Below are 13,724 nucleotides of genomic sequence, written 5' to 3'. Positions count from 1 at the left end.
AGATGTGTATAAGAGACAGCAGCGGAACCTCGAGAACAACCCGAGCGACCCGAACCAGCTCGACGGTGACGACGACGGCGAAGCCTGCGAGTCGGGTGTGGATTCGTAGTCACGAGAATCGAACGAAGTGACGTTTTTACCGAGAGCTCGGATTCCGAGCAGGATTCCCTCGAACGACACTCAGCATGCGCGTTTCTCGCACACGGTTCGGAAAACACTTTCTTCCGGCTCCATCGAGTGCACTGGAGCGGAACGGGTGGGTGCGTAGCGGGATACGGGACGGGGGAAGAACTATTCCGTTCCTGGCAATTCGATAACGAATGAGACTCGTCCTCGATTACGGCGGTGTGCTCGCAGACCACGTCGACGAACGGGAGTACGCCCACCTGCTCGGCGTCTCCCCGGACCGGGACCCCTATCCCGGCTGGTTGGCCTACTACCTCTTCCGAACCGGGTTTCTGGACACCGAAGCCCAGTACGTCGACCTGCTGTCGACGCTGACCGGCGCGACCGAGGCGGACTGTCGCGAGTACGTCGAGCGGACGTGGCTCGACCCGGCCTTTCCGGCGGAGCGCGTGGAACTTCTCTCCGAACTGGCGACCCAGCACTCCCTCGTGTTGCTCGGCAACGTGGTGAAGCCCTGGGTCGAGTCGGTGCTCCGGGAACACGGGGTCCGGGACTGCTTCGATTCCCTCCTCGTTTCGAGCGATCTGGAACGACCGAAGCCACATCCGCGGGGCTACGTCCGCAGCATGGAGGGTGCGGACGGAGCGGTCGTGATGGTCAGCGACGAGTTCAACGAGGACCTCCTGATGGCCCAGTGTCTCGGGATGACGACGGTCTGGGTCGAGAACGAGGACGACGAGGAGCCGTACCGACGACCCGACTACACCGTCGAGGACTTCACGGCCCTCCCGCCGGTTCTCGACCGGATACAGCGCTCGGGATGAGCGAAGATCGTTCTTCGACCCTGAACGGTTCGGCAGCGGACGCGCGGGTCGGTGGACCGACCGTCGGATCGAGGTCCGTCCTCAGTCGTCGGCCGGGCTCGCGCCGGGTCGGTAGCTCCGACTGACGCGCTTCCACTCACCGGTGGCGAGCCGGTAGTAGTTGAGGACGGCCGGCACGGTGGTCTCGGCCGCGAAGGAGAGGTAGATCCCCCAGACCCCGAGCGGCGTCGTCGCGCCGAGGTAGGCGATCGGGATCGCGACGCAGAACGTTCCAATTGCTTGGCTCGCGAACGGCCAGCGCGTGTCGCCGCTCGCGTCGAGCGGGCCGGCAGCGCCACCCGTGACCCCCTGGAAGACGATGGCGATGCAGGCCGCCGAGACCATCGAGACCGCGACCGGGATCGCGGGGTCGGTCGGGCTATCGACGAACGCCCGGACGATCGGCTCCGAGAGGACGAACACCACGGCCGCCGAGAGCAGGTAGACGCCGACCGCGAACTTGACGATCTCGAAGCCGTAGGCCTCGGCGGTCTCCTCGTGGTCGCGCCCGAGTTCCTGGCCGACGAGGCTCGACGAAGCGAGCCCGAAGCCCCAGCCGGGCGTGTTCATCAGCCCCCAGATCCGTCTGGCGATGACGTAGGCGGCGACCACCTCGGTGCCGAACAGCCCGACGATCGCGAGCATCGGGAACTCCGCGACGGTCCAGACGAGGTTGCGACCCATCACTGGGGTGCCGATCTCGACGAGCTGCGAGACGAACTCGCGGTCGACGTACGACCCCAGGGGGTCGATCCGGACGGGGAACTCGCCGATGCCGGGGAACCGGCCCGCGACGAGCCCGGTCGCGAACACGCTGCAGACGACCGCGTTCGAGAGCACGGTGCCGATGGCCGCGCCGACGACGCCCATCCCGAGCCCGAAGATCAGCGCCGCGTTGATGAGGCCGTTGGCGACCGCCCCCGCCGACCGGAGGATCATCGGCGTGCGGGCGTCGTTGAAACCGATGAAGACCCGACTGCCGATGAGGTTGAGCGCCGCGAACGGCATACCGAGCGAGACCACCTGGAGATACGACGCACCGAGTTCGGCGGCTCGCGGGTCGCTGGTCATGAGCCCGACGAGGTCGGGTGCGAGCACCCAGAACATCGCGGTGACCGGCAGGGTGAGACCGACGACGACGGCGGTGCTCGACCGGACCGTCTGGCCGATCCCGTCGTGCTCACCCGCGCCGTAGCGCTGGGAGACGAGCGCGATCGTGCCCGCGGCGATCCCGCCGCCGATGGCGAAGCCGAGCCCCCAGAACGGGCCGGCGAAGCCGACGCCCGCGATGCCCGCGGAGCCGACCGCGATGCCGACCATCGCGACGTCGACGGCGTTCTTCGACATCCTGGCGATGCCGGTGACGATACGTGGCCACGCGAGGTCAGTGGTCCGGCGCGCACGCTGCCGGTCGATTATCCCGAGCCAGGACAGCACGAAACCGACGGACGAAACGAGAAACCGGATAGGGTTTGGAACGGATGGCAACACCCTTCCTACCCGATCGCGACGTAAAGGCGTTTCAGTATGATTCGTATATACTGTACAAATATGGATGAAAACTTGGGGAAATGCCGAGCTACACCCTCACACGGACCCATTTTATCCGATTTTCTATCACGATCGATTTCGTTGTCGGCCAACAGGTTCCGCCGGCCGAGGGTCATCGACGGAGTTTAGGTCCGGCACCGACTCGTGGGACCATGGTCGCACAGACGATGGATCGTGTTCCGCGATAGCCGTCCCGACCGCCGTCCGTTCTCCAGTCGCTTCGGTGGTGAGCCGCGGTGACCGGCATCGCCACCTTCTCGATGGCCGGCTTCGACGGGGTCGCGCTCAAACCGACCGAGGTCGACCTCGACCGGGTCAGCCTCGACGGGGTCGAGACGGCGGTCGTCGACTACGAGGGTCGCGAACGGGTCCCGAGTTCGGAGCGGCTCGCCGACCTCGCGCGGGGGACCGACCTCCGGGTCACGACGCCGGTCCGTGCCGACGGCTTCGACCCGCTGGGCGACGACCGCCTCGTGGCGCGCCTCCCCCCGAACGTCGGCCGCGTGGTCGTCGCCGGCAACCCGGCGTACCTCTCGGCGAACGAACGGAGCCGTGCCATCGCTCCACGACTCGGCGCGGCTCGCGAGCGCTCGCCGGGTGCGTGGGTCGGCACGGAGGGCGTCGAGCGGATCGCGCTCGCGGCGGGCGGGACCCAGTTCGAACTCCTCGAACCGACGACCCTCCGCGAGGTACGGGCGCTCCGCGCGGCGGGTTTCGAGGGCGAGATAGCCGTCTACGCGCCGGTCGTCTTCAGCGAGGACGAGGACGTCCTCCTCGACGCGCTCGGTGGCTACGTCTCCCGCCGGGGCTCGGTCGCGGCGTCGCTCGATACCGCGACCGACGCGACGGGGGCCGCCGCCGACGGCACCGCGACCGACGCGACGGCCGCCGGCCGGTCGCGCTCGGTGTTGCTCTCGGCGATCGAGGGGTTCGCGCTCGCGGGCCCACCCGAGACGATCGACGAGCGGGTCGACGAACTCCGGGCGGCCGGCGTCGACGTCCTCGTCGGCTATCCGGCGCGTGGACCGACCGTGCTCGGCCACTGACGGCCACCGGAAAGGACACCTCTGAGAAGTTTTCGTTCGGCCATCGATCCCTCAGCCGCGGCCGTCGAGGTCGTCGCGGGTGTCGATATCGGTCCGGACGCCCCGGTCGTCGGTTTCGACGACCGCTCCACGGTCGGCGTCGAGGAGCACTGGTTTCCCACCCACGTCGCCGCGGACCGCGCGGAGCGCCGGGAAGTGCCGCTCGTCGAAGAGTACGGGATTCCCGCGGCGGCCATCGTAGCTCGCCGCGAGCGCGTCCGCGAGGTCCGCCCGATAGGCGTCGACGAGCAGGTTCACGGTAACGGGGTCGACTCCCGGCATGTCCCCCGGGAGGAACACGACCGCGTTCGCCCCGGCCTCGGCCGCTGCATCCACGCCCGCCCGAACCGACGTCGAGAGCCCGCGTTCGTAGTCGGGGTTCGTGACGGATCGGAAATTCGTGGAATCGGCGTTGTCGCCAGCGACGTCGGCCCCGGCGAGCGCGTCGCGAACCGCCGCCGCGTCGCAGCCGAGCACCGCGATCAGGTTCGAGAGCCGGGCGTTGCGGAGGGTGCGGGCCGCGCGGCGGACCAGCGGCTCGCCGTCGACCTCGGCGAGGAGCTTGTTCGCCACGCCGAACCGGCTGCTGGTGCCCGCGGCGAGGAGCACCCCGACCACCGTCGGATCCGTGGACCGCTCCGCATCGAGCGCGTCCCGCACTGCGGCCGGCGAGAGCCGACGGAGGTCGCCGCCACTCATTCGACCACCGGATACGGGACGACCTCGGTAGTTTCGCCGGATTCGAGCGACGCGTCGGTGAGCACGAAGCCGTCGGCGAGCGTGGCGCGCGTGCTCGCGGCGACGAGCCCCGGCGCGAACCGCTCCTCGTAGAGCGGCAGCGACGAATCGACGTGCCCGAGCGGCATCGCTTCCCGCCCCTCGTTTCCGGCTTCGACGACCACCGGAACGGCGTACTCGATCCCGTCGTCGGGGACCGCGACGCGGCGGGCGAGCTCGACCGTCGTCGTCGGAATCGCCGCCCTGCCGACGAACAGCGCTCGGACGACGAGCACCGCGGCGGTGTGGGCCGCGATGGGCTTGCCCGGCAATCCGATCACTGGGGTGTCGTTCACCAGCGCCGCGGTCACGGGTCGGCCGGGACGGAGCGCCACCCCCGGAAAGAGCAGGTCGTGGTCGGCGAGAACGCCCGAGACGTGGTCGGCGGCCCCGACGCTCGTCCCGCCGGTGGTGAGGACGGCGTCGTAGCTGGCCGCCGCGTCAGTGATAGCACTCTCGACGGCTTCGAGGTCGTCCGGAACGGTCTTCGGGGCCGACGGCTCGCCGCCCCACCGGCGGACGAGACCGGCGAGGAAGTCCGAGTCCCGGTCCGGCTGGCGACCCTCGTGGATCTCGGTGCCGGTGGCGACGATGGCGACCGAGGGCCGACGGCGAACCCGAACCGACTCGATCCCGACGTCGGCCAGCAGCGCCGCGTGTCGGGGGGCGAGCCGGTCGCCGGCCGCGAACAGCCGCTCGTCCGCCGACGTGGTGGTCCCACGACGGATGACGTTGGTGCCGCTCGCGAGCCGGGGGTCCGCGAGTTGGTCGTCCGTGACGGTCGCATTTTCGCGCGGCACGACGGCGTCGGCCCGCTCGGGGAGCGGCGCGCCCGTCGCGACCTCGACGGCCTCGCCGGGGTCGATACGTGGGGGACTGTCCTCGGGGGCGACGCTCCCCACGACCGTTCGAGCGCCGTCGTCGTCGGTCGCGACGGCGTAGCCGTCCATCGTGGCGTAGTCCGTCGGCGGCACGTCGCGGGGCGAGCGCAGATCCTCGGCGAGCGTTCGGCCGGCACTCTCGGCGGGCCCAACGGGTTCGGACGAGAGCGCCCCGAGGAACCCGGCTCGGTGTTCGAGGAGTCGGTCGACCGCCGTCGAGCGCGTCACCGTCTCGGCTCCGGGCATGGCATGCCTACGGCGAACGACCGGAATACGCTGTCGGCGTCTCCCTACTCGTCGGACCGGACTCGGTGTTCGACCCCCGGGGACGACTCCGCCGTCCGTCGGTCGTGAGAATAAGGCGCGCCTAAACTATCAGGATCGACACTAATCTTTTTGTCTTCGAAGGCCGCAGTAGCACGAAGGCAGCGCGTGCCTGCCGAGGATACCCGACATGGAATTCAATGGGACGTTCGAACTGGAGGACACCACGGTCGACGAGGTCTGGCTCGCGCTCTCGGACCCGGTGATGATCGAGAACGCGCTTCCGGGCTGTCAGTTCCTCGTACCGGTCGAGGACGAGGACGTCGACTTCGACGCGCTCCGCGAGGAGCACGGCGACAGGGACGTCGACCCGACCTCTGACCCGGAGGTGATCGCGAACCGCGCGTTCGAGGAGGGCCAGACCTACGCCACGGTGATCGGCATCAGCATCGGTCCGGTGAACCCCACCTTCGAGACGGTGGTGACCATCGACCACCGCGAGCAGCCCGAGATGAAGGCCTCGGGCGAGGGCTCGGCGGGCGATAGCTCGTTCGAGATGAACGCCTGGATGGACCTCGACGAAACCGACGACGGTGTCGAGGTCGACTGGCGCGCCGAGGCCGAGGTGTTCGGCCGGATCGCGTCGATGGGCCAGCGCGTCATCAACCCCGCCGCGAACCAGGTCGTCAAGCGCTTTTTCTCCTCGGTCCAGAGCGAGATCCGCGACCGCGAGATCGCCGACAGCGAGGCGATGGACGCGGAGGGTGACGGAACGGCGGAGACGGAGGAATCGAACGACGGCGGCATCGTCGACCGGATTCTCGGGCGGTCTCGGAGCAACTAACAATGGCAGAACACGACATCGAACTCAGCGTCAACGGCACGGCACACGAACTCAGCGTGGACTCGCGAACGTTGCTGGTCCACGCGCTACGCGACGAACTCGGCTATACGGGCACGAACGTCGGCTGCGAGAGCTCGACCTGCGGAGCCTGTACGATCCACCTCGACGGCGAGGCGGTGAAGTCCTGCACCCTGCTCGCGGTCCAGGCCGACGGCCGCAAGGTCACGACCGTCGAAGGGCTCGCCGAGGACGGCACCTACGCCCCGATCCAGGAGGGCTTCCAGAAGGAACACGGCCTCCAGTGTGGGTTCTGTACGCCCGGGATGATGCTCGCGGCGAACGACCTCCTCGCGCGAAATCCGGACCCGAGCGAGGAGGAGATCCGGGAGGCGATCGAGGGCAACCTCTGTCGGTGTACCGGCTATCAGAACATCGTCAACGCGGTCGAGTACGCCGCCGACCACATGGACCAGGAGGTCGCGGCCGACGGCGGTAGCGAGACCGTGGAGGGTGAGTGAGATGGGTATCGATACCATCGAATCGAAGGACATCGACGCCGAGGCCGTGCTCGGGTCGGCGGTCGAGCGCCGCGAGGACCCCGCGCTGATAACCGGCGAGGCCGAGTACACAGACGACATCCAGCGGCCGAACATGACCCACATGGCGGTGGTGCGGAGCCAGTACGGCCACGCGACGATCGAGGGCGTCGACACGAGCGCGGCCGAGGAGCTCGACGGCGTGTTGGCCGTCTACACCGGCGAGGACGTCGACGTGCCGGGGATGATCCCGACCGGCTGGCAGCTCCCGAGCCTGAAGAACCCGGACCGGCCGATGCTCGCGACCGACCGGGTGCGACACGTCGGCGAGGCGGTCGCCGTCGTGGTCGCGGAGGACCGCTACACCGCGAAGGACGGCGTCGACCTCGTCGACGTTGACTACGACCGACAGGACGCGACCGTCGACCAGAGCGACGCGCTCGACGACGACGCGCCGCGGGTCCACGAGGAGCTCGACGACAACGTCGCCTTCGACTTCGAACTCGGGGACGAGAGCGCCACGAACGACGCCTTCGAGAGCGCGGCCCACACCGCCGAGGTCGACCTCGAGAACCAGCGAGTCATCCCGAACGCGATGGAGCCGCGGGCCGCGCTCGCGGAGTACAAACCCAGCTCGGGCGACCTCGAACTCGACCTCACCACCCAGAACCCCCACCTCCATCGGCTGTTGCTCCCGAGCGTCCTCGACGTGCCGGAGCACAAGATCCACGTCCGCGCGCCCGAGGTCGGCGGCGGGTTCGGGAGCAAGTCGCCGCTCTACCCGGACGAGGCGCTCGCGTCGTGGTGTTCGATGCAGCTCGGACGACCGGTGAAGTGGACCGCCACGCGTTCGGAGACCTACCAGACCGACGCGCAGGCGCGCGCCCACCAGACGACCGCCGAGATCGCGATGGACGAGGACGGCACCATCCAGGCGGTACGGGTGAACACGATCGCCAACATCGGCGCGTACCTCTCGATCTTCGCCGCGGCGATCCCCACGGTGTTGTACGCACCGCTGCTCTCGGGTCAGTACGAGATCCCCTCGATCTACTGCAACGTGGTCGGTTCGTTCACGAACACGGTTCCCGTGGACCTCTATCGCGGCGCGGGCCGGCCGGAGGCGCTCTACGTGGTCGAGCGGCTGATCGACCTCGGGGCGCGCGAGGTCGACATGGACCCCGCCGAGTTCCGGCGGCACAACTTCATCGGCCCCGACGAGTTCCCCTACGAGACGCCGGTGGCCGTCACCTACGACAGCGGTGACTACGAACCCGCGCTCGACCGGGCGCTCGAAATGCTCGATTACGACGACCTCCGCGAACGCCAGGAAGAGCTCCGCGACGAGGGCCGGTACATCGGCGTCGGCTTCTCGAGCTACATCGAGGCCTGCGGGCTCGCCCCATCGAAGATCGCGGGTTCGCTCGGCGCACAGGCGGGCCTCTGGGAGAACGGTCTGGTCCGGATGCATCCCGGCGGGAAGGTCACGGCGTTCTGTGGCACCTCCGGGCACGGCCAGGGCCACAAGACGACCTACGCCCAGATCGTAGCCGACGAGCTCGGGGTTCCTTACGACGACGTCGAGATCGTCGAAAGCGACACCGACGAGGTGCCCGAAGGTCGGGGGACCTACGGCTCGCGGTCGGCGGCGGTCGGCGGGAGCGCGCTCTCGACGAGCGCGGGGAAGGTCGTCGAGAAGGCACGCAAGATCGCCGCCCACCAGCTGGAGGCCGACGAGGCCGACATCGACTTCGAGGGCGGCGAGTTCAGCGTCTCGGGCGCACCCGAGCGCTCGATGACCATCCAGGAGGTCACCCAGCAGGCCTACCTCGCCCAGGACCTCCCCGAGGGGATGGAGCCGGGGCTCGAGGAGACCGCCTTCTACGACCCGGAGAACTTCGTCTTCCCGTTCGGCACCCACGCCGCCGTGGTCGAGGTCGACCCCGAATCGGGCGAAATCGAGTTCGAGAACTACGTCGCCGTCGACGACGTCGGCCCCCAGATCAACCCCAAGATCGTCGAGGGCCAGGTCCACGGCGGCATCGCCCAGGGCGTGGGTCAGGCGCTCTACGAGGTCGCCGAGTACGACGACAACGGCAGCCTCGTGACGGGGTCGATGCAGGACTACACGGTGCCGAAGGCCGAGCACATCCCCCACATGGAGACCGACAGCACGGAGACGCCGTCGCCGCACAACCCGCTCGGCGTGAAGGGCGTCGGCGAGGCGGGCACCATCGCGGCCCCGCAGGCCGTGGTGAACGCGGTCGTGGACGCGCTCGAACCGTTCGGCGTCGACCACATCGACATGCCGCTCACGAACGAGTCGGTCTGGCAGGCGGTGAACGAGAGCGCCGTCGCGGACGGCGGGACGACCGACGAGGCGCACGAGGATGCGGCCAGCGACGGAGGTGAGAACTGATGTTCCCCGACGAGTTCGATTACTACGAGGCCGAGAGCGTCGCCGAGGCGATCGAGCTGCTCGACGAGCACGCCGACGAGGAGACCGAACTCCTCGCGGGCGGTCACAGCCTGCTGCCGGCGATGAAGACGGGGCTGTCGAGCCCCGATGTCCTGATCGACATCAGCGGCATCGAGGGGATGACGGGCGTCACGGTCGACGGCGACACGCTCTCGATCGGCGGGATGACCACCTACGGCGCGATCCTCGAATCCGAGGAGGTAGCCGAGCACGCCCCCGCGCTCGAAGAGGCGGTGGCGTGGGTCGGCGACGTGCAGGTCAGAAATCGCGGGACCATCGGCGGCAACCTCGCGCACGGCGACCCCGCGGCGGACCTCCCCGGGGCGGCGCTCGCCTCGAACGCCACCCTCGTGGTCGAGGGACCGGACGGCGAGCGGAAGGTGCCGGCCGACGAGTTCTTCTTCGGGATGTTCGCCACCGACGTCGGGCCCGACGAGCTCCTCACGCGCGTGGAGATCCCGGTGGCCGACGGCGCGGTCGGCGCGTACGCGAAGAAGGCGAGTCCGTCCTCGGGCTACGCGATGGTCGGCGTGGCCGCGCTGCTCGACATCGACGGCGACACGATCGAGTCCGCTCGCGTCGCCGCCAACGGCGTGATGGACCACGGGGTCCGCCTCGAACCCGTCGAGGAGGCGCTCGTCGACGGCACGTTCGACGCCGACACCATCGAGGCCGCCGCCGACCACGCGGGCGACGACCTCGACGTGGACCTGATGATGTCGGACCTCCAGGCCTCGAACGAGTTCCGCGCCCAGCTCCTCGAAGTCTACACCAAGCGCGCGCTGACCGGCGTCCACGACGCCGCCGACCGGACGGCGGCCGACTGACTCGGTGGGACCCCGGTTCACCGCGGACCGGGCGAGCGAGGGAGCTACATTCCTCGACGACGAAGGTTCACTATGAGCGAACGGCCGACGGGGTTCACCGAGACGACCGAGGCTGAAGTCAGGGCCGCGTTCGACGCCACGGGATACGTCGCCGACGACGAGATCGTGACGACGACGGCGCTGTCGCTTCGGCTCGGCAAGCCGCTGCTCGTCGAGGGCGAGCCGGGGGCGGGAAAGACCGAACTCGCGAAGGTGCTCGCCAACGGCTTCGACACCGACCTCGTCCGACTCCAGTGTTACGAGGGACTGACCGCCGAGAGCGCGCTCTACGAGTGGAACTACACGAAACAGCTCCTGTCGGTTCAGACCGCCGACACCGGTGGTGGGCCCGGCGAGGGCGTCGACGGTCCCGGGTCGGCCGGTGGAGCGGACCCGTCGGTCTTCACCGAGGAGTACCTGCTTGAACGCCCGCTGCTCCGGGCGCTCCGGGCCGACGGCGACCGTCCGCCGGTACTGTTGATCGACGAGGTCGACCGCGCCGACGAGGAGTTCGAGGCGCTGTTGCTCGAAGTCCTCTCCGAGTTCCAGGTCACGATACCCGAACTCGGGACGGTCCGGGCGTCGACCCCGCCGGCGGTGGTCATCACCTCGAACCGGACGCGCGGCCTCTCGGACGCGCTGAAGCGCCGATGTCTCTTCCTCCACGTCGAGCCGCCGTCGTTCGAGAAGGAACGCGCGATCCTCGAACGGCGGGTGCCGGAGCTCGACACCGCGGTGGCCGCCGAGCTCTGTGCGGCGGTCGGGCGGCTCCGCGAGGAACCCCTGTTGAAACCGCCGGGCGCGGCCGAGACCATCGACTGGGCGCGTGCGGTGGCCGTGCTCCGCGACGGGTCGGACGAGCCCCTCGACCCCGAGACCGTTCGGACCACGCTCGGCTGTCTCTTAAAGGAGGTCGAGGACGTCGAACGCGTCGACGACGACCTGCTCGGGTCGTTGCTCGCCGCCGCGACGGAGGTCGACGCGTGAGCCCCGGTCGGAACGGGTTCGATGGATCCGACGGGAACGGAGCCCCGCTCGCCGCCGCCAGCGACCACGTTCGCGACGAACTCGTGCGGTTCGTCCGGGCGCTCCGGCGGGCGGGCGTGGAGGTGCCGGCGAACGCGGGCGTCACGGCTGGACGGGGGCTCGCCGACGTGGGGCTCGACGACCCCGACCGCGTCCGGGTCGCGCTCCGGGCGAGCCTCGTCGCCGACGCGAGGGACCGTCCGACGTTCGAACGGCTGTTCGAGGCGTTCTGGCGGCGGCTCGGTGCGGGTCCCGACGCCGCGGACGCCGCAGGGTGGACCGACGACGGGCCCGACGGCGGGCTCGCATCGTTCGGGGCCGAACCCGCCGCCAGCGAGTCCGGGGAGGGCGGGGAAGGGGACGAGGACGAACGCGACGAAACGCTCGCCGAGCGCCACGTCGGGGCGGTCGTCGGTCGCGAGACCGCGGCCGCCGACGGCGACGGCGCGACGACCGCGCGGTACAGCCCGAACGGGCGGCGGACGGCGGTGTCGGCAGCCCGCGCCGACCACGAGTTCGGGACGGCGTTCGACGCGCTCACCAAAAGCCTCGCGACGCTGTCGGGCCGGCGGTGGCGGGCGGGCGGCGACGAGCGCCCCGACGTCCGGCGCGCGCTCCGGGCCAGTGTCGCCACCGGCGGCACGGTGGCCGAGCTACCGCGACGACGACGCACGCGAAGCGAGCTTCGTGCCTGTCTGCTGGTCGACGTCAGCCGGTCGGTGCTCGACGTGGTGGACCGCTCGTTCCTGCTCGAATTCCTTCGCCACGCCCACGAGGCGTGGCGCGAGGCACGGGTGTTCTTCTTCGACGACGACCTCCGCGAGGTCACGTCGGCGTTCGACGCGCCCGACGAACGCGCGCTCGACGCGCTCTCGCGGGCCGAGACCGAGTGGGGCGGCGGCACCCGGATCGGCGGCTCGTTCGCCCGGCTCCACGAACGTGCATCGGACGCCGTCTCGCGCGACTCCGTCGTCTTCGTGGTCAGCGACGGCCTGGAGATGGGCGACGTCGAAACCCTCGAACGCGAGGCGGCGTGGCTGTCGCGGCGGGCACGGGCGGTGTTCTGGTTGAACCCGCTCGCGGCCTCGCCGGAGTTCGAACCGACGGCGCGCGGGATGGCCGCCGCGCTGCCCTACCTCGACGGGCTGTTCGCGTTCGCCGGCCCCGACGACCTCGCGGAGCTGGCGCGCCAGCTCGACCGGCAGGGTCGCCACGGCCGGATCGGCTACGAGTACGACCCACGGCGGGTCGAGGCAACCGACGAACGGAGGAACACATCATGAGCACGACCGACTGGAGCCTCTCGGCAACCGAAGTACTGTCCCGCGTCGGCGACGCGCTCGACGACGGCCGCAACGACGTGCTCGCGACGGTGATCGATGTCGAGGGGAGCGCCTACCGACGGCCGGGCGCGAAGATGCTGATCCGGCCCGACGACACGGCCGGCTCGATCACCGCGGGCTGTCTCGAAGACGAGGTGGCGCGGGTCGGCGCGGCGGTCCGCGAGTCGGGCGAGCCACGTATCGAGACCTACGACCTCACCGGCGGCGACGACGCGCTCTGGGGGCACGGCATGGGTTGTAACGGGGTCATCACGGTGCTGCTCGAACCCGTCGACGAGCGCTACCGTCCGGTCGTCGAGGCGGTCGCGGCCCACGAGCCGGTCGCCGTCGCCACGGTCGTCGGCGGTGCGGGAACGATCGGCGAGCGGGCGTGGTACCGTCCCGACGGGGGCTTCACGGGCGAACTCGACGACCGGGTTCGGGAGGCACTCGCCGAACCGGCCGCCGAACTCCTCGGCGACGGCGGGGCGGACGTCGTCGAGGTCGAAACGGACGACGGACCGGTCGAGGTGTTCGTCGACGGGATCGACGTCCCGCCACATCTCGTAGTGCTGGGGTCGGGTCCGGACGTCGTCCCGGTCGTCGATCTCGCCAAGCGCGTCGACTTCCGGGTCAGCGTCGTGAGCTTCCGCGGGGCGCGCGCGAGCCGGGATCGGTTCCCCGGGGCCGACGCCGTCCTGTCGAGTTCGCCGGCCGACCTCGGGAATGACCTCTCGTTCGACGACGAGACCTACGTCGTGGTGATGACCCACAACTTCGTCGACGACGGCCTCGCGCTCGAAACCCTCCTCGACACCCGGGTTCCCTACGTCGGATTGATGGGGCCACGCGAGCGCTTCGAGGAGCTCCGCGAGGAGTTCGACGACGAGGTCTCGATGACGGGCGAGGACGTCGAGCGGGTCCACACGCCGATCGGCCTCGACCTCGGCGGCGACTCGCCCTACGAGGTCGCCTACAGCATCGTCGGCGAGGTGCTCGCGGTCGCCAACGGTCGGTCCTCGGGACACCTCTCGGTGCGTGCGGGGCCGATCCACGACCGCCGCGACCTCGACGCCGGGCCCGCCCCCGAGTAGGTTCGTCGCC

12 protein-coding genes are annotated in these 13,724 nt (G+C 69.8%); 9 read left to right on the top strand and 3 right to left on the bottom strand.

Annotated elements, in window-relative coordinates:
* Positions 1–320 precede the first annotated feature (320 nt).
* A complete protein-coding gene (locus C447_RS10605) occupies positions 321–950 on the top strand; it encodes an HAD family hydrolase (protein ID WP_007693706.1) in 630 nt (209 codons plus the stop codon).
* Between the two features lie 81 nt (positions 951–1,031).
* Here C447_RS10605 and C447_RS10600 read toward each other — a convergent pair whose 3' ends face one another.
* Positions 1,032–2,456 (bottom strand): MATE family efflux transporter, encoded by a 1,425-nt coding sequence (locus tag C447_RS10600; protein ID WP_044956263.1) that lies wholly within the window; start codon positions 2,454–2,456, stop codon positions 1,032–1,034.
* A 344-nt stretch (positions 2,457–2,800) separates the two neighbouring features.
* Between C447_RS10600 and C447_RS10595 the strand changes: the two genes are divergently transcribed.
* Positions 2,801–3,586 (top strand): DUF7388 family protein, encoded by a 786-nt coding sequence (locus C447_RS10595; RefSeq protein ID WP_204365839.1) that lies wholly within the window; start codon positions 2,801–2,803, stop codon positions 3,584–3,586.
* 51 nt (positions 3,587–3,637) lie between these two features.
* On the opposite strand, the gene C447_RS10590 is transcribed toward C447_RS10595, so the two are convergent.
* Positions 3,638–4,324 carry a nucleotidyltransferase family protein gene (locus tag C447_RS10590; RefSeq protein ID WP_007693700.1) on the bottom strand — a complete coding sequence of 229 codons (687 nt, stop codon included), beginning with the start codon at positions 4,322–4,324 and terminating at the stop codon, positions 3,638–3,640.
* Positions 4,321–5,529 carry a molybdopterin molybdotransferase MoeA gene (locus C447_RS10585; protein ID WP_007693698.1) on the bottom strand — a complete coding sequence of 403 codons (1,209 nt, stop codon included), beginning with the start codon at positions 5,527–5,529 and terminating at the stop codon, positions 4,321–4,323. The genes C447_RS10590 and C447_RS10585 overlap by 4 nt, the downstream gene beginning before the upstream one ends.
* A gap of 208 nt (positions 5,530–5,737) precedes the next feature.
* On the opposite strand from C447_RS10585, the gene C447_RS10580 reads away from it, so the two are divergent.
* The 7 genes from C447_RS10580 to C447_RS10550 all read left to right on the top strand — a co-directional run bounded on the left by C447_RS10580 (position 5,738) and on the right by C447_RS10550 (position 13,714).
* Positions 5,738–6,391, top strand: coding sequence for a CoxG family protein (locus C447_RS10580; RefSeq protein WP_007693696.1), 654 nt, complete (start codon positions 5,738–5,740; stop codon positions 6,389–6,391).
* Between the two features lie 2 nt (positions 6,392–6,393).
* Positions 6,394–6,909, top strand: coding sequence for a (2Fe-2S)-binding protein (locus tag C447_RS10575; protein WP_007693695.1), 516 nt, complete (start codon positions 6,394–6,396; stop codon positions 6,907–6,909).
* A 1-nt stretch (position 6,910) separates the two neighbouring features.
* Positions 6,911–9,346, top strand: coding sequence for a xanthine dehydrogenase family protein molybdopterin-binding subunit (locus tag C447_RS10570; protein ID WP_007693693.1), 2,436 nt, complete (start codon positions 6,911–6,913; stop codon positions 9,344–9,346).
* Positions 9,346–10,233: an FAD binding domain-containing protein gene (locus C447_RS10565; protein ID WP_007693691.1), complete on the top strand. Its 888-nt coding sequence runs from the start codon at positions 9,346–9,348 to the stop codon at positions 10,231–10,233. The genes C447_RS10570 and C447_RS10565 overlap by 1 nt, the downstream gene beginning before the upstream one ends.
* A 72-nt stretch (positions 10,234–10,305) precedes the next feature.
* The gene (locus C447_RS10560; protein WP_007693690.1) at positions 10,306–11,259 is read left to right on the top strand and encodes an AAA family ATPase; all 954 of its coding nucleotides are present in this window, start codon (positions 10,306–10,308) and stop codon (positions 11,257–11,259) included.
* Complete coding sequence (locus C447_RS10555; RefSeq protein ID WP_007693689.1) at positions 11,256–12,581, top strand: VWA domain-containing protein; 1,326 nt, start codon at positions 11,256–11,258, stop codon at positions 12,579–12,581. Before C447_RS10560 ends, C447_RS10555 begins: the two co-directional genes overlap by 4 nt.
* Positions 12,578–13,714 (top strand): XdhC family protein, encoded by a 1,137-nt coding sequence (locus C447_RS10550; RefSeq protein WP_007693688.1) that lies wholly within the window; start codon positions 12,578–12,580, stop codon positions 13,712–13,714. The genes C447_RS10555 and C447_RS10550 overlap by 4 nt, the downstream gene beginning before the upstream one ends.
* Positions 13,715–13,724: the final 10 nt, after the last annotated feature.

The organism is Halococcus hamelinensis 100A6 (genome assembly GCF_000336675.1).
Classification (GTDB): domain Archaea; phylum Halobacteriota; class Halobacteria; order Halobacteriales; family Halococcaceae; genus Halococcus; species Halococcus hamelinensis.
Note: the sequence above shows the minus strand (reverse complement) of the source record. Positions and strands in the feature narration are given on the sequence as shown.

What these genes read in the sequence shown, in the direction of transcription:
- C447_RS10575 (WP_007693695.1), top strand. Translation starts at nt 6,394, where the DNA reads ATGGCAGAACACGACATCGAACTCAGCGTCAACGGCACGGCACACGAA.
- C447_RS10570 (WP_007693693.1), top strand. Translation starts at nt 6,911, where the DNA reads ATGGGTATCGATACCATCGAATCGAAGGACATCGACGCCGAGGCCGTG.
- C447_RS10605 (WP_007693706.1), top strand. Translation starts at nt 321, where the DNA reads ATGAGACTCGTCCTCGATTACGGCGGTGTGCTCGCAGACCACGTCGAC.
- C447_RS10585 (WP_007693698.1), bottom strand. Translation starts at nt 5,529, where the DNA reads ATGCCCGGAGCCGAGACGGTGACGCGCTCGACGGCGGTCGACCGACTC.
- C447_RS10550 (WP_007693688.1), top strand. Translation starts at nt 12,578, where the DNA reads ATGAGCACGACCGACTGGAGCCTCTCGGCAACCGAAGTACTGTCCCGC.
- C447_RS10595 (WP_204365839.1), top strand. Translation starts at nt 2,801, where the DNA reads ATGGCCGGCTTCGACGGGGTCGCGCTCAAACCGACCGAGGTCGACCTC.
- C447_RS10580 (WP_007693696.1), top strand. Translation starts at nt 5,738, where the DNA reads ATGGAATTCAATGGGACGTTCGAACTGGAGGACACCACGGTCGACGAG.
- C447_RS10590 (WP_007693700.1), bottom strand. Translation starts at nt 4,324, where the DNA reads ATGAGTGGCGGCGACCTCCGTCGGCTCTCGCCGGCCGCAGTGCGGGAC.
- C447_RS10560 (WP_007693690.1), top strand. Translation starts at nt 10,306, where the DNA reads ATGAGCGAACGGCCGACGGGGTTCACCGAGACGACCGAGGCTGAAGTC.
- C447_RS10565 (WP_007693691.1), top strand. Translation starts at nt 9,346, where the DNA reads ATGTTCCCCGACGAGTTCGATTACTACGAGGCCGAGAGCGTCGCCGAG.